This is a genomic window from Allobosea sp., from assembly GCF_051860145.1.
Classification (GTDB): Bacteria; Pseudomonadota; Alphaproteobacteria; order Rhizobiales; family Beijerinckiaceae; genus Allobosea.
This window is the reverse complement of sequence record NZ_JBHYEM010000004.1, coordinates 375,998-389,578: the sequence shown is the minus strand read 5'-3', so window position 1 is coordinate 389,578 and position 13,581 is coordinate 375,998. Positions and strand designations below refer to the sequence as shown.

The window sequence follows — 13,581 nt, the reverse complement described above, 5'->3', positions numbered from 1 at the left end:
TCGTCGCGGCCGGGTTCCGGCCGCGACCTCATGGACGGCGAAGCTTGGTCACGTCCCCACCCCACCCGTCCCTAGGCCGGGTTTCGCCATAGGGCCGGCGCTTCTCCCCGAGGCGCCGGCCCGCCTCGTTTCACGACGGCGGTCCTTCAGTCAGTCGAGCCGCTTCAAGCCGGCGGCGAACTGCTTCCAGCGCGCAACATAGCCCCGCGCCGAGCCGGAGATCCCGGCCGCCGCCGCCTCGTCGAGCGTGCGCAACGCGCGCGCCGGCGCGCCGACGATCAGCGAATTATCGGGAAACTCCTTACCCTCGGTGACGAGCGCGTTGGCGCCGACCAGGCTGTTGCGGCCGATCTTCGCGCCGTTCAGGACCGTCGCGCCCATGCCGACGAGGCTGTTGTCGCCGATCGTGCAGCCATGCAGGATCGCGCGATGGCCGATGGTGCAGCCCGCGCCGACGCTGAGCGGCGAGCCCATGTCGGTATGCAGGACGCAGCCTTCCTGGATATTACTGTTCTCGCCGATCTCGATCCACTCGTTGTCGCCGCGCAGCACGGCGCCGAACCAGATGCCGACCCCGGCCGCGAGCCGGACCCGGCCGATGACATGGGCATCGGGTGCGAGCCACCACAGGCCGTCGGCGGCGCATTCGGGCTTGGTCCCATCGAGCGAATAGAGCGGCATGTCCGGTTCATCCTTCTGCGAGCACCCGCGAGGATTGCAGGCGGGGTGCCCGCCCCGTCAAGCGCCGCCGAGATAGTGCAGCAGATCGAGCACCACGCGGCCCGAGGCGACGCTCCAGAGCGACGCCGCCATGCTCGCCAGCACGACGAAGGTGAAGGGGCGGCCCTCGATGCGGCGGCCGTTCACCGTGTTGCGCAGGATGAGGAAGGGCGCGCTGAAGACGACCACGGGCACGCTCGCCACGGCCGCGAAGCCCCCCGACTGCAGCAGCCGGAAATCGGCCCGCCTTCGCGTGAACAGCTCGAAGCCGCTGGCCAGCAGGCCGGCGAAGGCGAAACCGATGAACAGGGACTGGAGCGCCTCGACGGCGGCAGGTTCGATACGCAACGTCGCAGCTCCGGACGGGAAACCGGGAGAGCTTGGCGCATGGTTTACGAAGTGTGAAGAAAACTCGTTAGCGATGGTTAACCTTGCGCCCGCCCGTCCGGGCCGCAGGCGGGCATCATGGTTTACGGAGCATTAAGCCGGGTCTGATTCAGTAGCCCCAGCATCTTGCAGGGCATGGATCCGTGACCGTCTACGAGCATCATTCGCCTCAGCGCGCCGCCGGCCTCACGACGATGGTGCGCGCGCGCCTCAAGCGCCCGCCGCCGCCCTTGCCGCGAGCGGACGGCGCCTTGCTCAAGGCCGCCGCGCTGGTCCTGTTCTGCGCCGCTGCGATCACGGCGGCCACGCTCTACGGCCCCCGCCTCGTCGGCGAGCAAACCTTGCAGCCGCAGCCCGCGCGGATCGGCGACGTCGCGCTCGTCGTGCCCCAGGAGCTGACCGGTCCCGATGACGAGGACAGCACGCGCGTCGTCGGGATGGTGCGCCTGCGCCTCGACTGGCCGAGCCTGGGGCCCGTCACGCCGCAGAGCCGCCGCAAGCTCCTGGTCACGCTCAGCCCGCCCGACAAGGTCAACGAACCGGCGACCCAGCTCTCGATCTATGCGCGTTTCCTGACGCCGACGGTCTGGTCCAATCCCGGCGGGCTGGTCGTGCGCGGCTTCCGCAAGGGCTCGCCCTATGAGGGCGACGAATTCTACGTCTCGGTTCCGGACGGGCGCGGCTTTGCGGCGCGCTGCCCGCTCGACGCCGGCCCCGTCACCCTGGACGAGCCGTGCCGCGTCACCTTCCGCCATCGCGGCGTCGACGTGAACATCCGCTTCCCGCGCGCGATCATCGCCGACTGGGAGCTGATGCTCGGCGGCGTCCGGCGCACCGTCGACAGGATGATGCGCTGAGCTCCGGCCTGAGCCTTCAGTCCTCGAGATCGACGTCGAGGATCGCCATGGTGAAATTGAACGAGCGGTCGCCGTCCTCGTCGTCGACATGGATGATGCCGATGAACTCTTCCCCCAGATAGACCTCGGCCGAATCGGTCTTCTTCATCCGCGCCCGCACGCTGATCGCATGGTTGGCGAAGGTGCGTCGGAGATAGGCCTCGAGCTTGGCGAGTTCTGCTTTGTCCACGGGATCGATCCTTTCAGAGTGGCGGGACGGATGCCATGGCCGGGCGGCCAGAGCAAGCCGGAACGCGGTTTTCCCTCGTCCTGGCAGCCCGGTCGAGCTGCGTTGCGGCCGCATGGCGGCTGCTTTTTCCTGACGCTGCCGACTTCGTTCCGAGCGTGCCATGCTCCGTTGCAGATGTCGCGAAAGATGGATGATCCGATGAAGCCCTGGCTCTCCGCCGCCCTGCCCTATGTCTCGAGCTGGCTCGAATTCCAGCGCCGCCATCACGACCAGCCGGGTTGCGCCGTCGCGATCGCCAGCGGCCAGAAGATCGTCCTCGAAGCGGCCTTCGGCACGGCCGATCTCGCGACCGGCGAGCCGCTGACGCCGCGCCACGGCTTCCGCATCGCCTCGCATTCGAAGAGCTACACCTCGGCCGGGCTGCTGCGCCTGGTCGAGGCCGGCCGGCTGCGGCTCGACGACAAGGTCGGCGCCTATGTGCCCGGCCTGCATCCCGACGTCGCTGCGGCCACGATCGGCCAGGTCCTGTCCAACAGCGCCGGGCTGACGCGCGATGGGCCGGATAACGGCCAGTTCTTCGACCGCAAGCCCTATTGCGGCAAGGAGGAGGTCATCGCCGACCTCTCGGTCGCCCAGCCCTATCCCACCTCTCAGCGCTTCAAATACTCCAATCACGGCTTCGCCCTGCTCGGCCTGGTCATCGAGGCCGTGACCGGCGAGCCCTATGCCGACTGGATCGCAAGCGAGGTCGTCGCGGCAGCCGGGCTGCAGGAGACCCGGCCGGACATCACCCTCTGGTCGGGTCCGGTGGCGAAAGGGCATAGTTACAGGACACCGCTCGACCGCCGCGTCGTCATCCCGGGCGACAATCCGGGACACGCCATGACCTCGGCCGCCGGCTTCGTCGCCACGGCCGCCGATGTCGCGCGCTATTTCGCGCAGCTTTCGCCCGATGCCGAACGCAGCATCCTGTCCCCGCTCAGCCGCCGCGAGATGAGCCGCCGCCTCTGGCCGGACGACGAGGCCAGCTTCGGCCGCCATTACGGCCTCGGCACCATTTCCGGCGGCGAGGGCGACTGGCGCTGTTTCGGCCATTCCGGCGGTTTCCAGGGCTTCATCACCCGCACCGTCGTGCTGCCGAAGCAGGACCTGACCATCTCGGTCCTGACCAACGCCATCGACGGCCTTGCCCATCCCTGGATCGACGGCGTGATCCACATCCTGAAGACCTTTTCCGAACACGGCGCCCCCTCGTCCGCGACGCGGGACTGGACCGGCCGCTGGTGGTCGATCTGGGGCGCCGGAGATCTCGTGCCGGCGGGGGACAAGGTGCTCTGCGCCAACCCGGCCCTGCTCCTGCCCTTCCTCGATGCCGGCGAGGTCACGGTCGAGGCGCCGGACCTCGGCCGCATCACCAGGACGTCGGGCTTCAACAGCCCCGGCGAAGCGGCGCGCCTCATCCGAAACGGCAGCGGCAAGGTCGAATCGGTCTGGCTCGGCGGCGCGCATCTCGTTTCGGAGGACGCGCTACGGGAGGAGATGATGGAGCGCTACGGGAGCGACCAGCACCGTCATGCTCGGGCTTGACCCGAGCATCTCGTAAACCTGGGCCTATTCCTGCCTGAGATTCTCGGGTCTGCGCTTCGCTCCGCCCGAGAATGACGCGCTACCGCATGAAATGCAGCCTCGTGAAGCGCTGGCGGAAGGCGGTCACGTCCTTCGCGACCGCCTCGAACGGCCGCGCGCCGCTCAGGCCCTCGGCGATATAGCCGGCGAGCTCTGGCATGTCGGCGGGTGTCATGCCGCAGCGCACGATCTCCGGCGTGCCGAGCCTGAGCCCATTGACGTCGCCCGCGACCGGAGCGATCGGCAGGCCGATGCCGCAGCTCAGGATATTGACCTGCCGCAGCCGCTTCGCCGCCGCCTGCCCGCCGCCATAGGGCGCGGCCTCGACCGCGAACTGATGCGAGGTCGTGATGCCGCGCTCGCGGGCGAAAACCGGCACCTGCCGCTCGACCAGCGCATCGGCCAGCGCCTTCGCCGTCTGCGCCATCATCTGCGCATAGGCACGGCCATGCGCCTTCCAGTCGAGCAGCGTGATCGCCAGCGAGGCCGATTTCGCCGCGTCGAAATTCGCGGTCAGGCCGGGATAGGCGATGGCGTCCAGCTTCTCGGCCAGTGCAGCGTCATTGGTGACGATCAGGCCCGAAGGCGGGCCGCCGAGGCTCTTATAGGTGCTCATCGTCATCAGATGGGCGCCCTCCTCCAGCGGCTGTTGCCAGGCATGGCCGGCGATCATCCCCGACATATGCGCGGCGTCGAACAGCACGATCGCGCCGATTTCGTCTGCGATCGCCCGGATCTCGCGGATCGGATGCGCGAACAGGTTGAGGCTGCCGCCGATGCTGATCAGCCTGGGGCGCAGGCGCAGGGCGTCCGCCCGCAGCCGCTCGAGATCGACCGTGTAATTCACCGGATCGACCGGGGCCGGATGGGTGACGATGCCGTAAAGGCCAGCAGCGCCGGCGCCGTGATGCGTGACATGGCCGCCGATCTCGCCCGGCGGCGCGATGATGCAGTCGCCGGGCCTGGCTGCCGCCATGAAGGCGTAGAGATTGGCGATGGCGCCGGAGGGCACGCGGATCTCGGCATATTTCGCGCCGAAGACCTGGGCCGCGAGCTCGGCCGCGATCACCTCGATTTTCTCGATCGCCTCCAGCCCCATCTCGTATTTGTCGCCGGGATAGCCGAGCGAGGGTCGCGCGCCCAGTCCCGCCGACAACGCCGCCTCGGCCTTCGGGTTCATGACGTTGGTCGCGGGGTTGAGATTGACGCAATCGCGCTCGTGGATGACGCGGTTCTCGGCCGTCAGGGCCTGGATCGCGCGTTCCGTGGCGTCGAGATCCTGTGCGCCGACCGTCGCCGCGACCTTCAGCACATAATCCTCGCTCGCCGCGGGAACCCAGTCGCGCCTGCCCAACGCCGTCATCGCATCTCTCCGCCCACCGCAGACCGTTCTGCGGAACGGGCTGATTGGAGCCGTTTGCGGGCCGCTGCGCAAACGAGTTATCGTCGCGCGTAGATAGAGAAAATCTAACCCTCCGGGAACTACCGATGCCCGTGACGCCGCCGCGTCCCCGCTTGCCGCCGCTCAACGCCTTGCGTGCCTTCGAGGTTGCGGCGCGCAGCGGAAGCTTCGCCAAGGCGGCGGAGGAGCTTGGCGTCACCGCCGGCGCGATCACCCAGCAGATCAGGCAGCTCGAGGCCGTGCTCGGCCTGCCGCTGTTCCAGCGGCGGCCGCAGGGCGTCAGTCTGACACCCGCCGCTCGCGCCGCGCTGCCGCGCCTCAGCCGCGGTTTCGACCTGATCGCCCAGTCGCTGCAGGAGCTGCGCGCCGGGGGCGAGGGCCGCGCGCTGACGATAGCCGCCCTGCCCTGCATCGCGCAGCTCTGGCTCTCGCCGCGCCTAGCCGCGCTCCAGCGCGCCTTTCCCAGCCTCCAGGTCTCGGTTTCGGCGATGGAGCAGCTGCCCGACGCACGGCGCGAGCCCCACGACATCGCGCTCTTCTATCTTGCGGAGGCCAGGGCCACGGCATCGCTCGGCCCCGACGCGATCGTGCCGGTCTGCGCGCCGGCGCTGGCTGCTTCAGTGACGAATGTCGTCGACCTCGCCCGCCAGACCTTGCTGCATGATGCCGTCTGGCGCGACGACTGGACCCGCTGGCTCGCCTCGGTGGACGCGAGCGAGGCGATCGACCCCACCCGCGGGCCGTCCTTCTCGCTCTACAGCGTCGCGCTCGATGCCGCGCTTTCCGGCGCCGGCATCCTGATGGGCCGGCTCAGCCTGCTGCGGCCCTACCTTGCTGACGGCCGGCTGGTCGCACCGCTGGGACCGGCGCTCGCGACGCCCGACCGCCTGGCCTTCGTGCTGCCGGCGCAAGGCCATGCGCTCCGCCAGGAGGTGGCGGATTGGCTATGGAAGTCCGGATCGGACGACGCTCAGATATAGGCGCCGCAATCGCCCGCGAGGATTTGGTCCATCGAGCGCGACGGCTCGGCGCAGCCGGCCTCGCCGACGACCTTGGCCGGCACGCCGGCGACGGTCTTGTTGCGCGGCACTTCGGCCAGGACGACGGAGCCCGCGGCGATGCGGGCACATTGGCCGACCTCGATATTGCCGAGCACCTTCGCGCCGGCGCCGATCAGCACGCCCTTGCGGATCTTGGGATGGCGGTCGCCGCCCTCCTTGCCGGTGCCGCCCAGCGTCACGTCCTGGAGCATCGAGACATCGTCCTCGATCACCGCGGTCTCGCCGACGACGAGGCCGGTGGCGTGGTCGAGGAAGACGCCCTTGCCGATGCGCGCCGCCGGGTTGATGTCGGTCTGGAAGACCTCGGAGGAGCGGCTCTGCAGGTAGAGCGCGAAATCGCGCCGCCCCTGCATGAGCAGCCAATGCGCCAGACGGTGGCCCTGCAGGGCATGGAAGCCCTTGAAGAAGAGCACCGGCTCGACCAGCCGGTTGCAGGCCGGATCACGATCGAGAACAGCGACAACGTCGGCGCGCATCCCCTGCGCGATCTCGGGATCGGCGGCAACGGCCTCGGCAAAAGCCTGCTCGATCAGATCCGCGCCCAAGGCGGGATGCGCCAGGCGCGAGGCGACGCGATGGCCCACCGCCGCCTCAAAACTCGCCTGATTGAGAATCGAGGTCAGAATCAGGCCGCCCAGCGCCGGCTCGGTGCCAAGCGCCTGCTCCGCCTCGCGGCGCAGCCGCGTCCAGACCGGGTCGACCCTGTCGAGCCCGGTGACCGGATCGCGTGCTTCTACGGCGGAGCGCCCTGACGGCATGATCATTCTCCGGAATACGGCCTCGTTCAGAACGACACTCTAGCACGCCGGGCGGCATCGATGCCAAACCGGAATGCAGCCGCGCCCCGCTCCGGACGCAAGGGCGCCGGAATCGATCTGCAAGGATCGGCGCGCAAGCCTCTGACGGAAAAGACTTTACAAAATGCCCCACAGCGCGCGCCGCACGCCTGCCCACTCACGTCAGGAAATCGAGGACCGCCTGCTTGTGGCTCTTGTCGCCGACGGCGAGGTTGTGGTCCCGCCCCTCGATGGCGAAGGCTTGCGCGTTCGGGATCAGCGCGGCGAGCTCAGGCCCCGAGCCGGCAACGTCGTCCTTCGTGCCGACGCTGATCAGGGTCGGCATCGCGATGCGCCCGACCTCTTTGGCGCTGAGCGTCTGGCGCGAGCCGCGGATGCAGGCGGCGAGCGCCTCGAGATCGCTCTTGTTGGCGTCGGCGAAGGCACGGAACATGCGCTGCATCGGGTCGGTCAGGTCGGCGAGCGACGGCGCCTCCATCGCATCGGCAATGCCGAGCGGCAGGCCGACGCCCTCGACGAGATGGATGCCGAGCCCGCCGAGCAGCAGCGAGCGCAGGCGCTGCGGATGGGCGAGCGCCAGATGCGCGGCGATGCGCGCGCCCATCGAATAGCCCATGACATCGGCCCGCGAGATGCCGAGATGGTCCATCAGCCGGCGCACGTCCTCGGCCATGATCTGGGACGAGTACGCCTTGGGCTCATGCGGCTTGTCGCTTTGGCCATGGCCGCGATTGTCGAGCGCGACCACGCGGTAGCCGGCATGGGTCAGCGTCTTGGTCCACTGCGTGTTGACCCAGTTGACGACATGGCTCGACGCGAAGCCATGGACGAGGACGACGGCCCGGTTCAGCGGCGCGTCATTCGTCGGAGCAAGATCGATATAGGCGAGATTGACGCCGTCTGATGAGAAGCTCTGCATGATCCGGGGCTCTGCCTATCTCTGGCAACAACAGAGGAAGATGCTCTCTCAACTGCCATGGCAAGGCGGGTTTGTGTAGCGGCGTTTCCAGCACTTGCCTATGAAGGCTGCTATGAGCCAAGCCGAGCCGGCCCCGACATCACAGCCTGAGCGCCGCCGCATCGACATCGTCGATCTCGCCCGCGGCCTCGCGCTGCTCGCGATGTTCGTCTTCCACTTCGCCTATGACCTCTCCTATTTCGGACTGATCGCGGTCGATGTCCCGGCCGATCCGGCCTGGAGCACCTTCGCGCGGATGATCGCAGGCTCCTTCCTGACGATCGTCGGGTTCAGCCTCGTGCTGGCGACACGCAACGGCCTGAAGTTCCGGCCCTATCTGCGCCGCCTCGCCATGGTCGCGGGAGCCGCGGCCCTGGTGACGCTGGGCACCTGGTTCGCCATGCGGCAGAACTTCATCTTCTTCGGCATCCTGCATCACATCGCGCTCGCCAGCGTTCTCGCCCTGCCCTTCCTGCGCTTGCCGGCGCCGGCACTCGCGCTGCTGGCGGCGATTGTCCTCGCCTTGCCGCTCCTTCCCGCTCCGGCCTTGCTCGACCAGCCCTGGCTGCTCTGGCTCGGCTTCGCGCATCTGAACGGATCCACGGCCGATTTCGTGCCGCTGGTGCCGTGGTTCGGCTGCGTGCTCATGGGCATGGCGCTCGGCAAGCTCGCCATTCCGCATATCGGGCGCTGGAGCCGCTGGCAGGCGAGCTCCCCGCTTGCGCGCGTCGTCGCCTGGGGCGGGCGAAACAGCCTGATCGTTTATCTCGCTCATCAGCCCATCTTCATCGGCATGCTCCTGCTGGCGACCCGGCTCGCAGCGGTGCCGGCGAACGAAGAGCGGCCGTTCCTGGTCTCCTGCCAGCGCAGCTGCGTGACCGCCGAGACTTCCCTTTCGGTTTGCGAGAAGACCTGCACGTGCGCCGTCGACGAGCTCAAGAAGGCGGGGCTTTGGCGAAAAGTGCTGGCCAATACCTTGAACAATGAGGAACGCGTGCGCACCGGCGCCGTCGCCCAGGCCTGCTTCCGGAGGCCGTGACACCATCTGGCGCACTGGCGCCGCAGGGTCTGACGGGATAGACTCCGTCCAAATCAACGCAACGAGCATGACCATGGCCGATACGGGCATTCCGCATTTCCACAATCAGTCCGGCGTCGCCGTGATCCATGTCGGCGCTAGGGAATTCATGTGCATCGGGGCCAAGCCGCCCTTCGATCATCCCCATGTCTTCCTCGACATGGGCTCGGACGACGAGATCGTCTGCCCCTATTGCTCGACGCTGTTCAAATACGAGGCCTCGCTCCCTGCGGGCGCCTGCACGCCGCCGGACTGTGCCCACCACGAAACGGCAAAGGCAGCATGATGAAAACCAGCGCTCGCATCGCCGCCCTCTCCCTGTTCCTGGCAGCGACCGGTCTTGCCGGTTGCGTGCCCTACCAGCAGGCTTCGCTCGGCATCGGCGGGAAGGCCCAGCCCTATGCCCGGACCTGGGCCGACCCGTCCTGGCCGCGCCCGGACCAGCCGCCGGATCGCGACGGCCGCGGCAAGGACTGAGCCCCGACACCATTTGGGCCTGACCAGCGCCCCTCGTCGCCGGACCCGTTTCCATGCCTGCTCCCCATATCGTGATTGCCGGTGCCGGCATCGGCGGCCTTGCGGCTGCCGTGGCCCTGGCGCGTCGTGGTTTCAGCGTGACGGTCGTGGAAAAGCGCACCGGCTTCGGCGAGACCGGCGCGGGGATCCAGATCACGCCGAATGCCGGCCATGTCCTCGAGGCGCTCGATCTCGGCCTGGCCGTCAAGCGCGTGGCGGTGTCGCTCGATCGCCTCGTCGTCAGGCGCTGGAAGGACGGGTCGGGCCTGGCCGAGATGCCGATGGGCACCGGCCCGACGCCGGCTCCGTTCCGAGCCTTGCGGCGCACCGACCTGCATGGCCTGCTTCTGGACGCCGCACGTTCCCTGCCGGGCATCCGCCTCGTTGTCGGGCGCGGACTGCGCGAGGCCGCCCAGACCGAAGATGGCGTCACCGCGACCTTCATCAGCGAGTCGGGCCAGAGTGAAACCGTCCCGGCGCTCGCCCTGGTCGGCGCCGACGGCCTGTGGTCGCGCACCCGCGAACTGACGGGCGACAAGCAACCGCCGGTCTTCACCGGATACGAGGCCTGGCGCGCCATGGTGCCGAATGGCGGCAATGGCGCCTCGCCCGCTCCAGAGGTCACCTTGCATGTCGGCCAGGGCCGGCACGCCGTGCACTACCCGGTCTCGGGCGGCCGCGAGACCAATCTCGTGATCATCCGCGAGGCGACGGAGGCGCGCGAAGGCTGGTCGCGCGACGGCGATGCAGCTCTGCTCACCGGCCATCTGGCCCGGGCCGAGCCCGGTTTGCGTAAGCTCGCCGCCGCCGCGCCGCAATGGCAGGTCTGGTCGCTGTTCGACCGTTCGCCCGCCGCCATGGCGCGCGGCAATATCGCCCTGCTCGGCGACGCCGCCCATCCCGTATTGCCCTTCATGGCCCAGGGTGCGGCACTCGCGATCGAGGATGCCAGTGTCCTGGCGCATGAGCTGACCGCGCATCTGCGGCAAGGCGGGGCTTCGGCCGCGCAGGCGGCGCTGGCCGCCTATGCCAAGGCCAGGCAGGACCGGGTCGCGCGCGTTCAGGAGGTGAGCCGCGGCAATGGGCGCGCCTATCATTTGAGCTGGCCCTGGAGCCTGGCCCGCGACCTGGCGATGAAGCGCATGGGCCCTAACGGCATGCGCAGCCGCAACGCATGGCTCTACGACTGGCGTCAACCGGCATAGAGCAGGACCGGCCAGCTTGAATCAAGCCGGTCAAACTTGATCCTAAACCATTGTGATATAACATTTATGCGATCGGAGCGCTTCGCAATCTGATCGGCGCGTGCCCTGGCGATCTCGCCTTCGCCGCATTCGCTTCCTATCTCTGGTGCTAACCCATCGCACGGAGACCACATGATCCGCGTCAATCTTTACGAGCAGCTCGCCGGCCAGAGGAGCCGCATGCCGCGCTGGGCCTCCTGGCTGACCATGGCCGCGAGCCTCGTCATCGGCGTGACGCTGTTCCTGCTCGCGGCGAGCCTCGCGCTGATCCTGATCCCGATCGTGCTCGCGGTCGGCGCGATCGCCGCCTGGCGCTTGAAGAGCAGGCTCAAGGCAGCCGGCTTCGGCCAGCCCGACCCCTTCGCCAGGACGCGACCGGGCGAGGCCCGCGTCGATGTCATCGACGCGGAATATCGCGTGATCGAGCCCGGGGAGCCCCCGCGGCGTTGACGCGCCGCCTCTGTTCAGGCCGGAAACCGCGTTAGCACGGCGCCGGCAACCGCGCAGAGGCCGAGCGTCGTGATCATCCCGACCTTGAAGCGCAACATCAGGAGCATCGCTGCTGCTGACAGCAGCGCCGCGCGCCAGTCGAGCGAGGCCAGCACCGGCAGGTCGGGCGCCAGGCCGAGCAAGTTCGCGCGCTTCACCTCGCGAAAGATGACGTGCAGCCCGAACCAGAGCGCGAGGTTCATGATCACCCCGACCACGGCAGCGGTGATCGCGCCCAGCGCCGAGGACAAGGCCCTGTTGCCGCGCAGCGCCTCGACATAGGGCGCGCCCAGGAAGATCCAGAGGAAGCACGGCGCGAAGGTCACCCAGAGCGTGAGCAGCGCCCCGAAGCTCCCCGCCAGCAGGGGCGGCAGGCCTCCCGGCGCACGGAACCCGGCCAGGAACCCGGTGAATTGCAGCACCAGGATCAGGGGACCGGGCGTCGTCTCGGCCAGGCCCAGCCCATCGACCATCTCGCCGGCGGCGAGCCAGCCATAGGTCTCGACCGCCGCCTGCGCGACATAGGCAAGCACCGCATAGGCGCCGCCGAAGGTGACCACCGCCATCGCGCTGAAGAAGGCGCCGATCTGCGTCCAGACGCTGCCCGCCCCCGTCGCGAGCCAGAGCAGAGCGACGGGCCCGAGCCAGAGCGGCAGCCAGATGGCGAGCGTGCGGAAGGCCCTGGCTTTCGAGGCCCGGACATGGGCCATCTCGCCGCGCTCGAACATCGCGTCGATCACGCCGGTCACATCCGGCCCCATGGCGGCGCCATGGCCGCCATTGCCAAACATGTGCGGGCGGTAGCGATGGCCGAGCCAGCCGGTCAGCCCGGCCGCCAGGATGATCGCCGGAAACGGCAGCCTGACCAGATAGATCGCGATGAAGGCCGCGACCGCGATCGCGACCATGGCGCGGCCCTTGAGCGCGCGCCGGCTGATCCTCAACCCGGCCTCGACGACCACCGCCAGGACCGCCGCCTTGACGCCGAAGAACAGGCCATCGATCAGCGGCACATGGCGGTAGAGCACGTAGAGGATGCTCAAGCCGAGCATCACCAGCGCGCCGGGCAGGATGAACAGCAGCCCGGCGATCAGGCCGCCGATCGTGCGATGCATCAGCCAGCCGATATAGACCGCAAGCTGCTGCGCCTCGGGCCCGGGCAGCAGCATGCAGTAGTTCAGCGCGTGCAGGAAACGCTGCTCGCCGATCCAGCGCCGCTCCTCGACCAGCTCCTTGTGCATCAGCGCGATCTGCCCCGCCGGCCCGCCGAAGCTCAGCAGCCCAATCTTCAGCCAGACGCCCGTCGCCTCACCAAGCGTCGGCATGGCTGGGGTGGCGGCTCCCGCCGCCTCGGTTGTCGCAATCGTCATGGCTGGGCCTCAGGCCTTGCCCGGCCCTGACGGCCAGTTATGGGTTTCGCCGGTCGCATCCCTGCACCAGCGGTAGAAGGCGTCATAGACCAGCATGCCGGCGTCGAGCTGCTCCAGATCGTCCCTGAACATGCGCGAGAGGCCGAGCGAGACGGCAAGGAACCCCGCAGCCTCCGGCACGAGGTCGAGCCGGGCCGTGTCGGCGGCACGCACGATCGTCGCCAGCCGGTCGAGAGCGGGCGAGGCCAGGCCGAACTCCTCCAGCATGATGTCGAAGCTGCAGCGCTCGCCCCGATGGCTCCAGAACACGCCGTCGATATCGAAGGGCACGGCCTGGAACCGGTCGGCCACGGCCTCGACCTCGGAGGGTGTCACGAACAGGAAGACGGCGGCCGGATCGACGAAGCGGCGGATCAGCCAGGGACAGGCGATACGGTCGACCTTGGGCCGCGCACGCGTCACCCAGACGGTCGCGCCGGCCTTGTTGCGCTCCGGTATCCTGGCGCCGGCGACGGCAAGCCCGCCGGACTCCCGCCAGGCCTCGTAGCCGCCTTCGAGCGATTCGGCCGCGATGCCTTCATGCCTCAGCCAGGCTGCGGCGCCCTCGCTGAGCTTCAGGCCGCGCTGGCACAGGACGACGACGCGCCGGCCTTGGTAGCGTGGCGCCCATTCGGCGACGGCCCGGTAGTCCTGCCGGCCGGAGCCGGGCACGAGATAGGGGCTCGCCTCGAAGTCTTCGGAGATCCGGACATCGACGATCGCAGGCGCGTCGGGCAGGCCGACGAGCCGGGAGAGCTGGGCAACAGTGATCTGTGTGGTGGAAGACATGGCGTCCATCCCAAAACGA

General features: G+C 68.6%; 16 protein-coding genes. 8 read left to right on the top strand and 8 right to left on the bottom strand.

The genetic code is table 11. From position 1 onward, the window contains the following. Nucleotides 1–150: 150 nt before the first annotated feature. Together ACTIF2_RS09885 and ACTIF2_RS09880 are read right to left on the bottom strand one after the other, a co-directional pair. On the bottom strand, nucleotides 151–681 hold the full coding sequence (locus ACTIF2_RS09885; RefSeq protein WP_439496880.1) for a gamma carbonic anhydrase family protein: 531 nt from the start codon (nucleotides 679–681) through the stop codon (nucleotides 151–153). A gap of 57 nt (nucleotides 682–738) precedes the next feature. After that, nucleotides 739–1,068: a DUF6949 family protein gene (locus tag ACTIF2_RS09880; RefSeq protein ID WP_439496879.1), complete on the bottom strand. Its 330-nt coding sequence runs from the start codon at nucleotides 1,066–1,068 to the stop codon at nucleotides 739–741. 182 nt (nucleotides 1,069–1,250) lie between these two features. On the opposite strand from ACTIF2_RS09880, the gene ACTIF2_RS09875 reads away from it, so the two are divergent. Next, the gene (locus tag ACTIF2_RS09875; protein WP_439496878.1) at nucleotides 1,251–1,964 is read left to right on the top strand and encodes a hypothetical protein; all 714 of its coding nucleotides are present in this window, start codon (nucleotides 1,251–1,253) and stop codon (nucleotides 1,962–1,964) included. A gap of 16 nt (nucleotides 1,965–1,980) precedes the next feature. On the opposite strand, the gene ACTIF2_RS09870 is transcribed toward ACTIF2_RS09875, so the two are convergent. Then, nucleotides 1,981–2,193, bottom strand: coding sequence for a DUF3126 family protein (locus ACTIF2_RS09870; protein ID WP_439496877.1), 213 nt, complete (start codon nucleotides 2,191–2,193; stop codon nucleotides 1,981–1,983). A 198-nt stretch (nucleotides 2,194–2,391) separates the two neighbouring features. Between ACTIF2_RS09870 and ACTIF2_RS09865 the strand changes: the two genes are divergently transcribed. Beyond that, complete coding sequence (locus tag ACTIF2_RS09865) at nucleotides 2,392–3,780, top strand: serine hydrolase domain-containing protein (RefSeq protein WP_439496876.1); 1,389 nt, start codon at nucleotides 2,392–2,394, stop codon at nucleotides 3,778–3,780. 79 nt (nucleotides 3,781–3,859) lie between these two features. Here ACTIF2_RS09865 and ACTIF2_RS09860 read toward each other — a convergent pair whose 3' ends face one another. Further along, a complete protein-coding gene (locus ACTIF2_RS09860) occupies nucleotides 3,860–5,182 on the bottom strand; it encodes a serine hydroxymethyltransferase (RefSeq protein WP_439496875.1) in 1,323 nt (440 codons plus the stop codon). Nucleotides 5,183–5,307: 125 nt separating this feature from the next. On the opposite strand from ACTIF2_RS09860, the gene ACTIF2_RS09855 reads away from it, so the two are divergent. Then, a complete protein-coding gene (locus tag ACTIF2_RS09855) occupies nucleotides 5,308–6,201 on the top strand; it encodes a LysR substrate-binding domain-containing protein (protein ID WP_439496874.1) in 894 nt (297 codons plus the stop codon). Here ACTIF2_RS09855 and cysE read toward each other — a convergent pair. Together cysE and ACTIF2_RS09845 are read right to left on the bottom strand one after the other, a co-directional pair. After that, entirely contained in the window at nucleotides 6,192–7,040 is an 849-nt protein-coding gene (gene cysE, locus ACTIF2_RS09850; RefSeq protein ID WP_439496873.1) for a serine O-acetyltransferase, read from the bottom strand. The genes ACTIF2_RS09855 and cysE overlap by 10 nt on opposite strands. Before the next feature lie 196 nt (nucleotides 7,041–7,236). Next, nucleotides 7,237–7,998, bottom strand: coding sequence for an alpha/beta fold hydrolase (locus ACTIF2_RS09845; RefSeq protein WP_439496872.1), 762 nt, complete (start codon nucleotides 7,996–7,998; stop codon nucleotides 7,237–7,239). A gap of 112 nt (nucleotides 7,999–8,110) precedes the next feature. On the opposite strand from ACTIF2_RS09845, the gene ACTIF2_RS09840 reads away from it, so the two are divergent. The 5 genes from ACTIF2_RS09840 (at nucleotide 8,111) to ACTIF2_RS09820 (ending at nucleotide 11,325) form a co-directional block, all read left to right on the top strand. After that, nucleotides 8,111–9,076, top strand: coding sequence for a heparan-alpha-glucosaminide N-acetyltransferase (locus ACTIF2_RS09840; protein ID WP_439496871.1), 966 nt, complete (start codon nucleotides 8,111–8,113; stop codon nucleotides 9,074–9,076). A gap of 73 nt (nucleotides 9,077–9,149) precedes the next feature. Further along, nucleotides 9,150–9,401, top strand: coding sequence for a zinc-finger domain-containing protein (locus ACTIF2_RS09835; protein ID WP_439496870.1), 252 nt, complete (start codon nucleotides 9,150–9,152; stop codon nucleotides 9,399–9,401). After that, nucleotides 9,398–9,592 carry a hypothetical protein gene (locus ACTIF2_RS09830; RefSeq protein ID WP_439496869.1) on the top strand — a complete coding sequence of 65 codons (195 nt, stop codon included), beginning with the start codon at nucleotides 9,398–9,400 and terminating at the stop codon, nucleotides 9,590–9,592. Before ACTIF2_RS09835 ends, ACTIF2_RS09830 begins: the two co-directional genes overlap by 4 nt. Nucleotides 9,593–9,645: 53 nt before the next feature. Then, entirely contained in the window at nucleotides 9,646–10,836 is a 1,191-nt protein-coding gene (locus tag ACTIF2_RS09825) for an FAD-dependent oxidoreductase (protein WP_439496868.1), read from the top strand. Nucleotides 10,837–11,007: 171 nt separating this feature from the next. Continuing rightward, entirely contained in the window at nucleotides 11,008–11,325 is a 318-nt protein-coding gene (locus tag ACTIF2_RS09820; RefSeq protein ID WP_439496867.1) for a hypothetical protein, read from the top strand. A 14-nt stretch (nucleotides 11,326–11,339) separates the two neighbouring features. Here the strand turns inward: ACTIF2_RS09820 and chrA are convergent, their stop codons facing one another. Further along, nucleotides 11,340–12,734 (bottom strand): chromate efflux transporter, encoded by a 1,395-nt coding sequence (gene chrA, locus ACTIF2_RS09815; RefSeq protein ID WP_439496866.1) that lies wholly within the window; start codon nucleotides 12,732–12,734, stop codon nucleotides 11,340–11,342. Nucleotides 12,735–12,743: 9 nt separating this feature from the next. Further along, complete coding sequence (locus tag ACTIF2_RS09810; RefSeq protein ID WP_439496865.1) at nucleotides 12,744–13,562, bottom strand: chromate resistance protein ChrB domain-containing protein; 819 nt, start codon at nucleotides 13,560–13,562, stop codon at nucleotides 12,744–12,746. Nucleotides 13,563–13,581 lie beyond the last annotated feature (19 nt).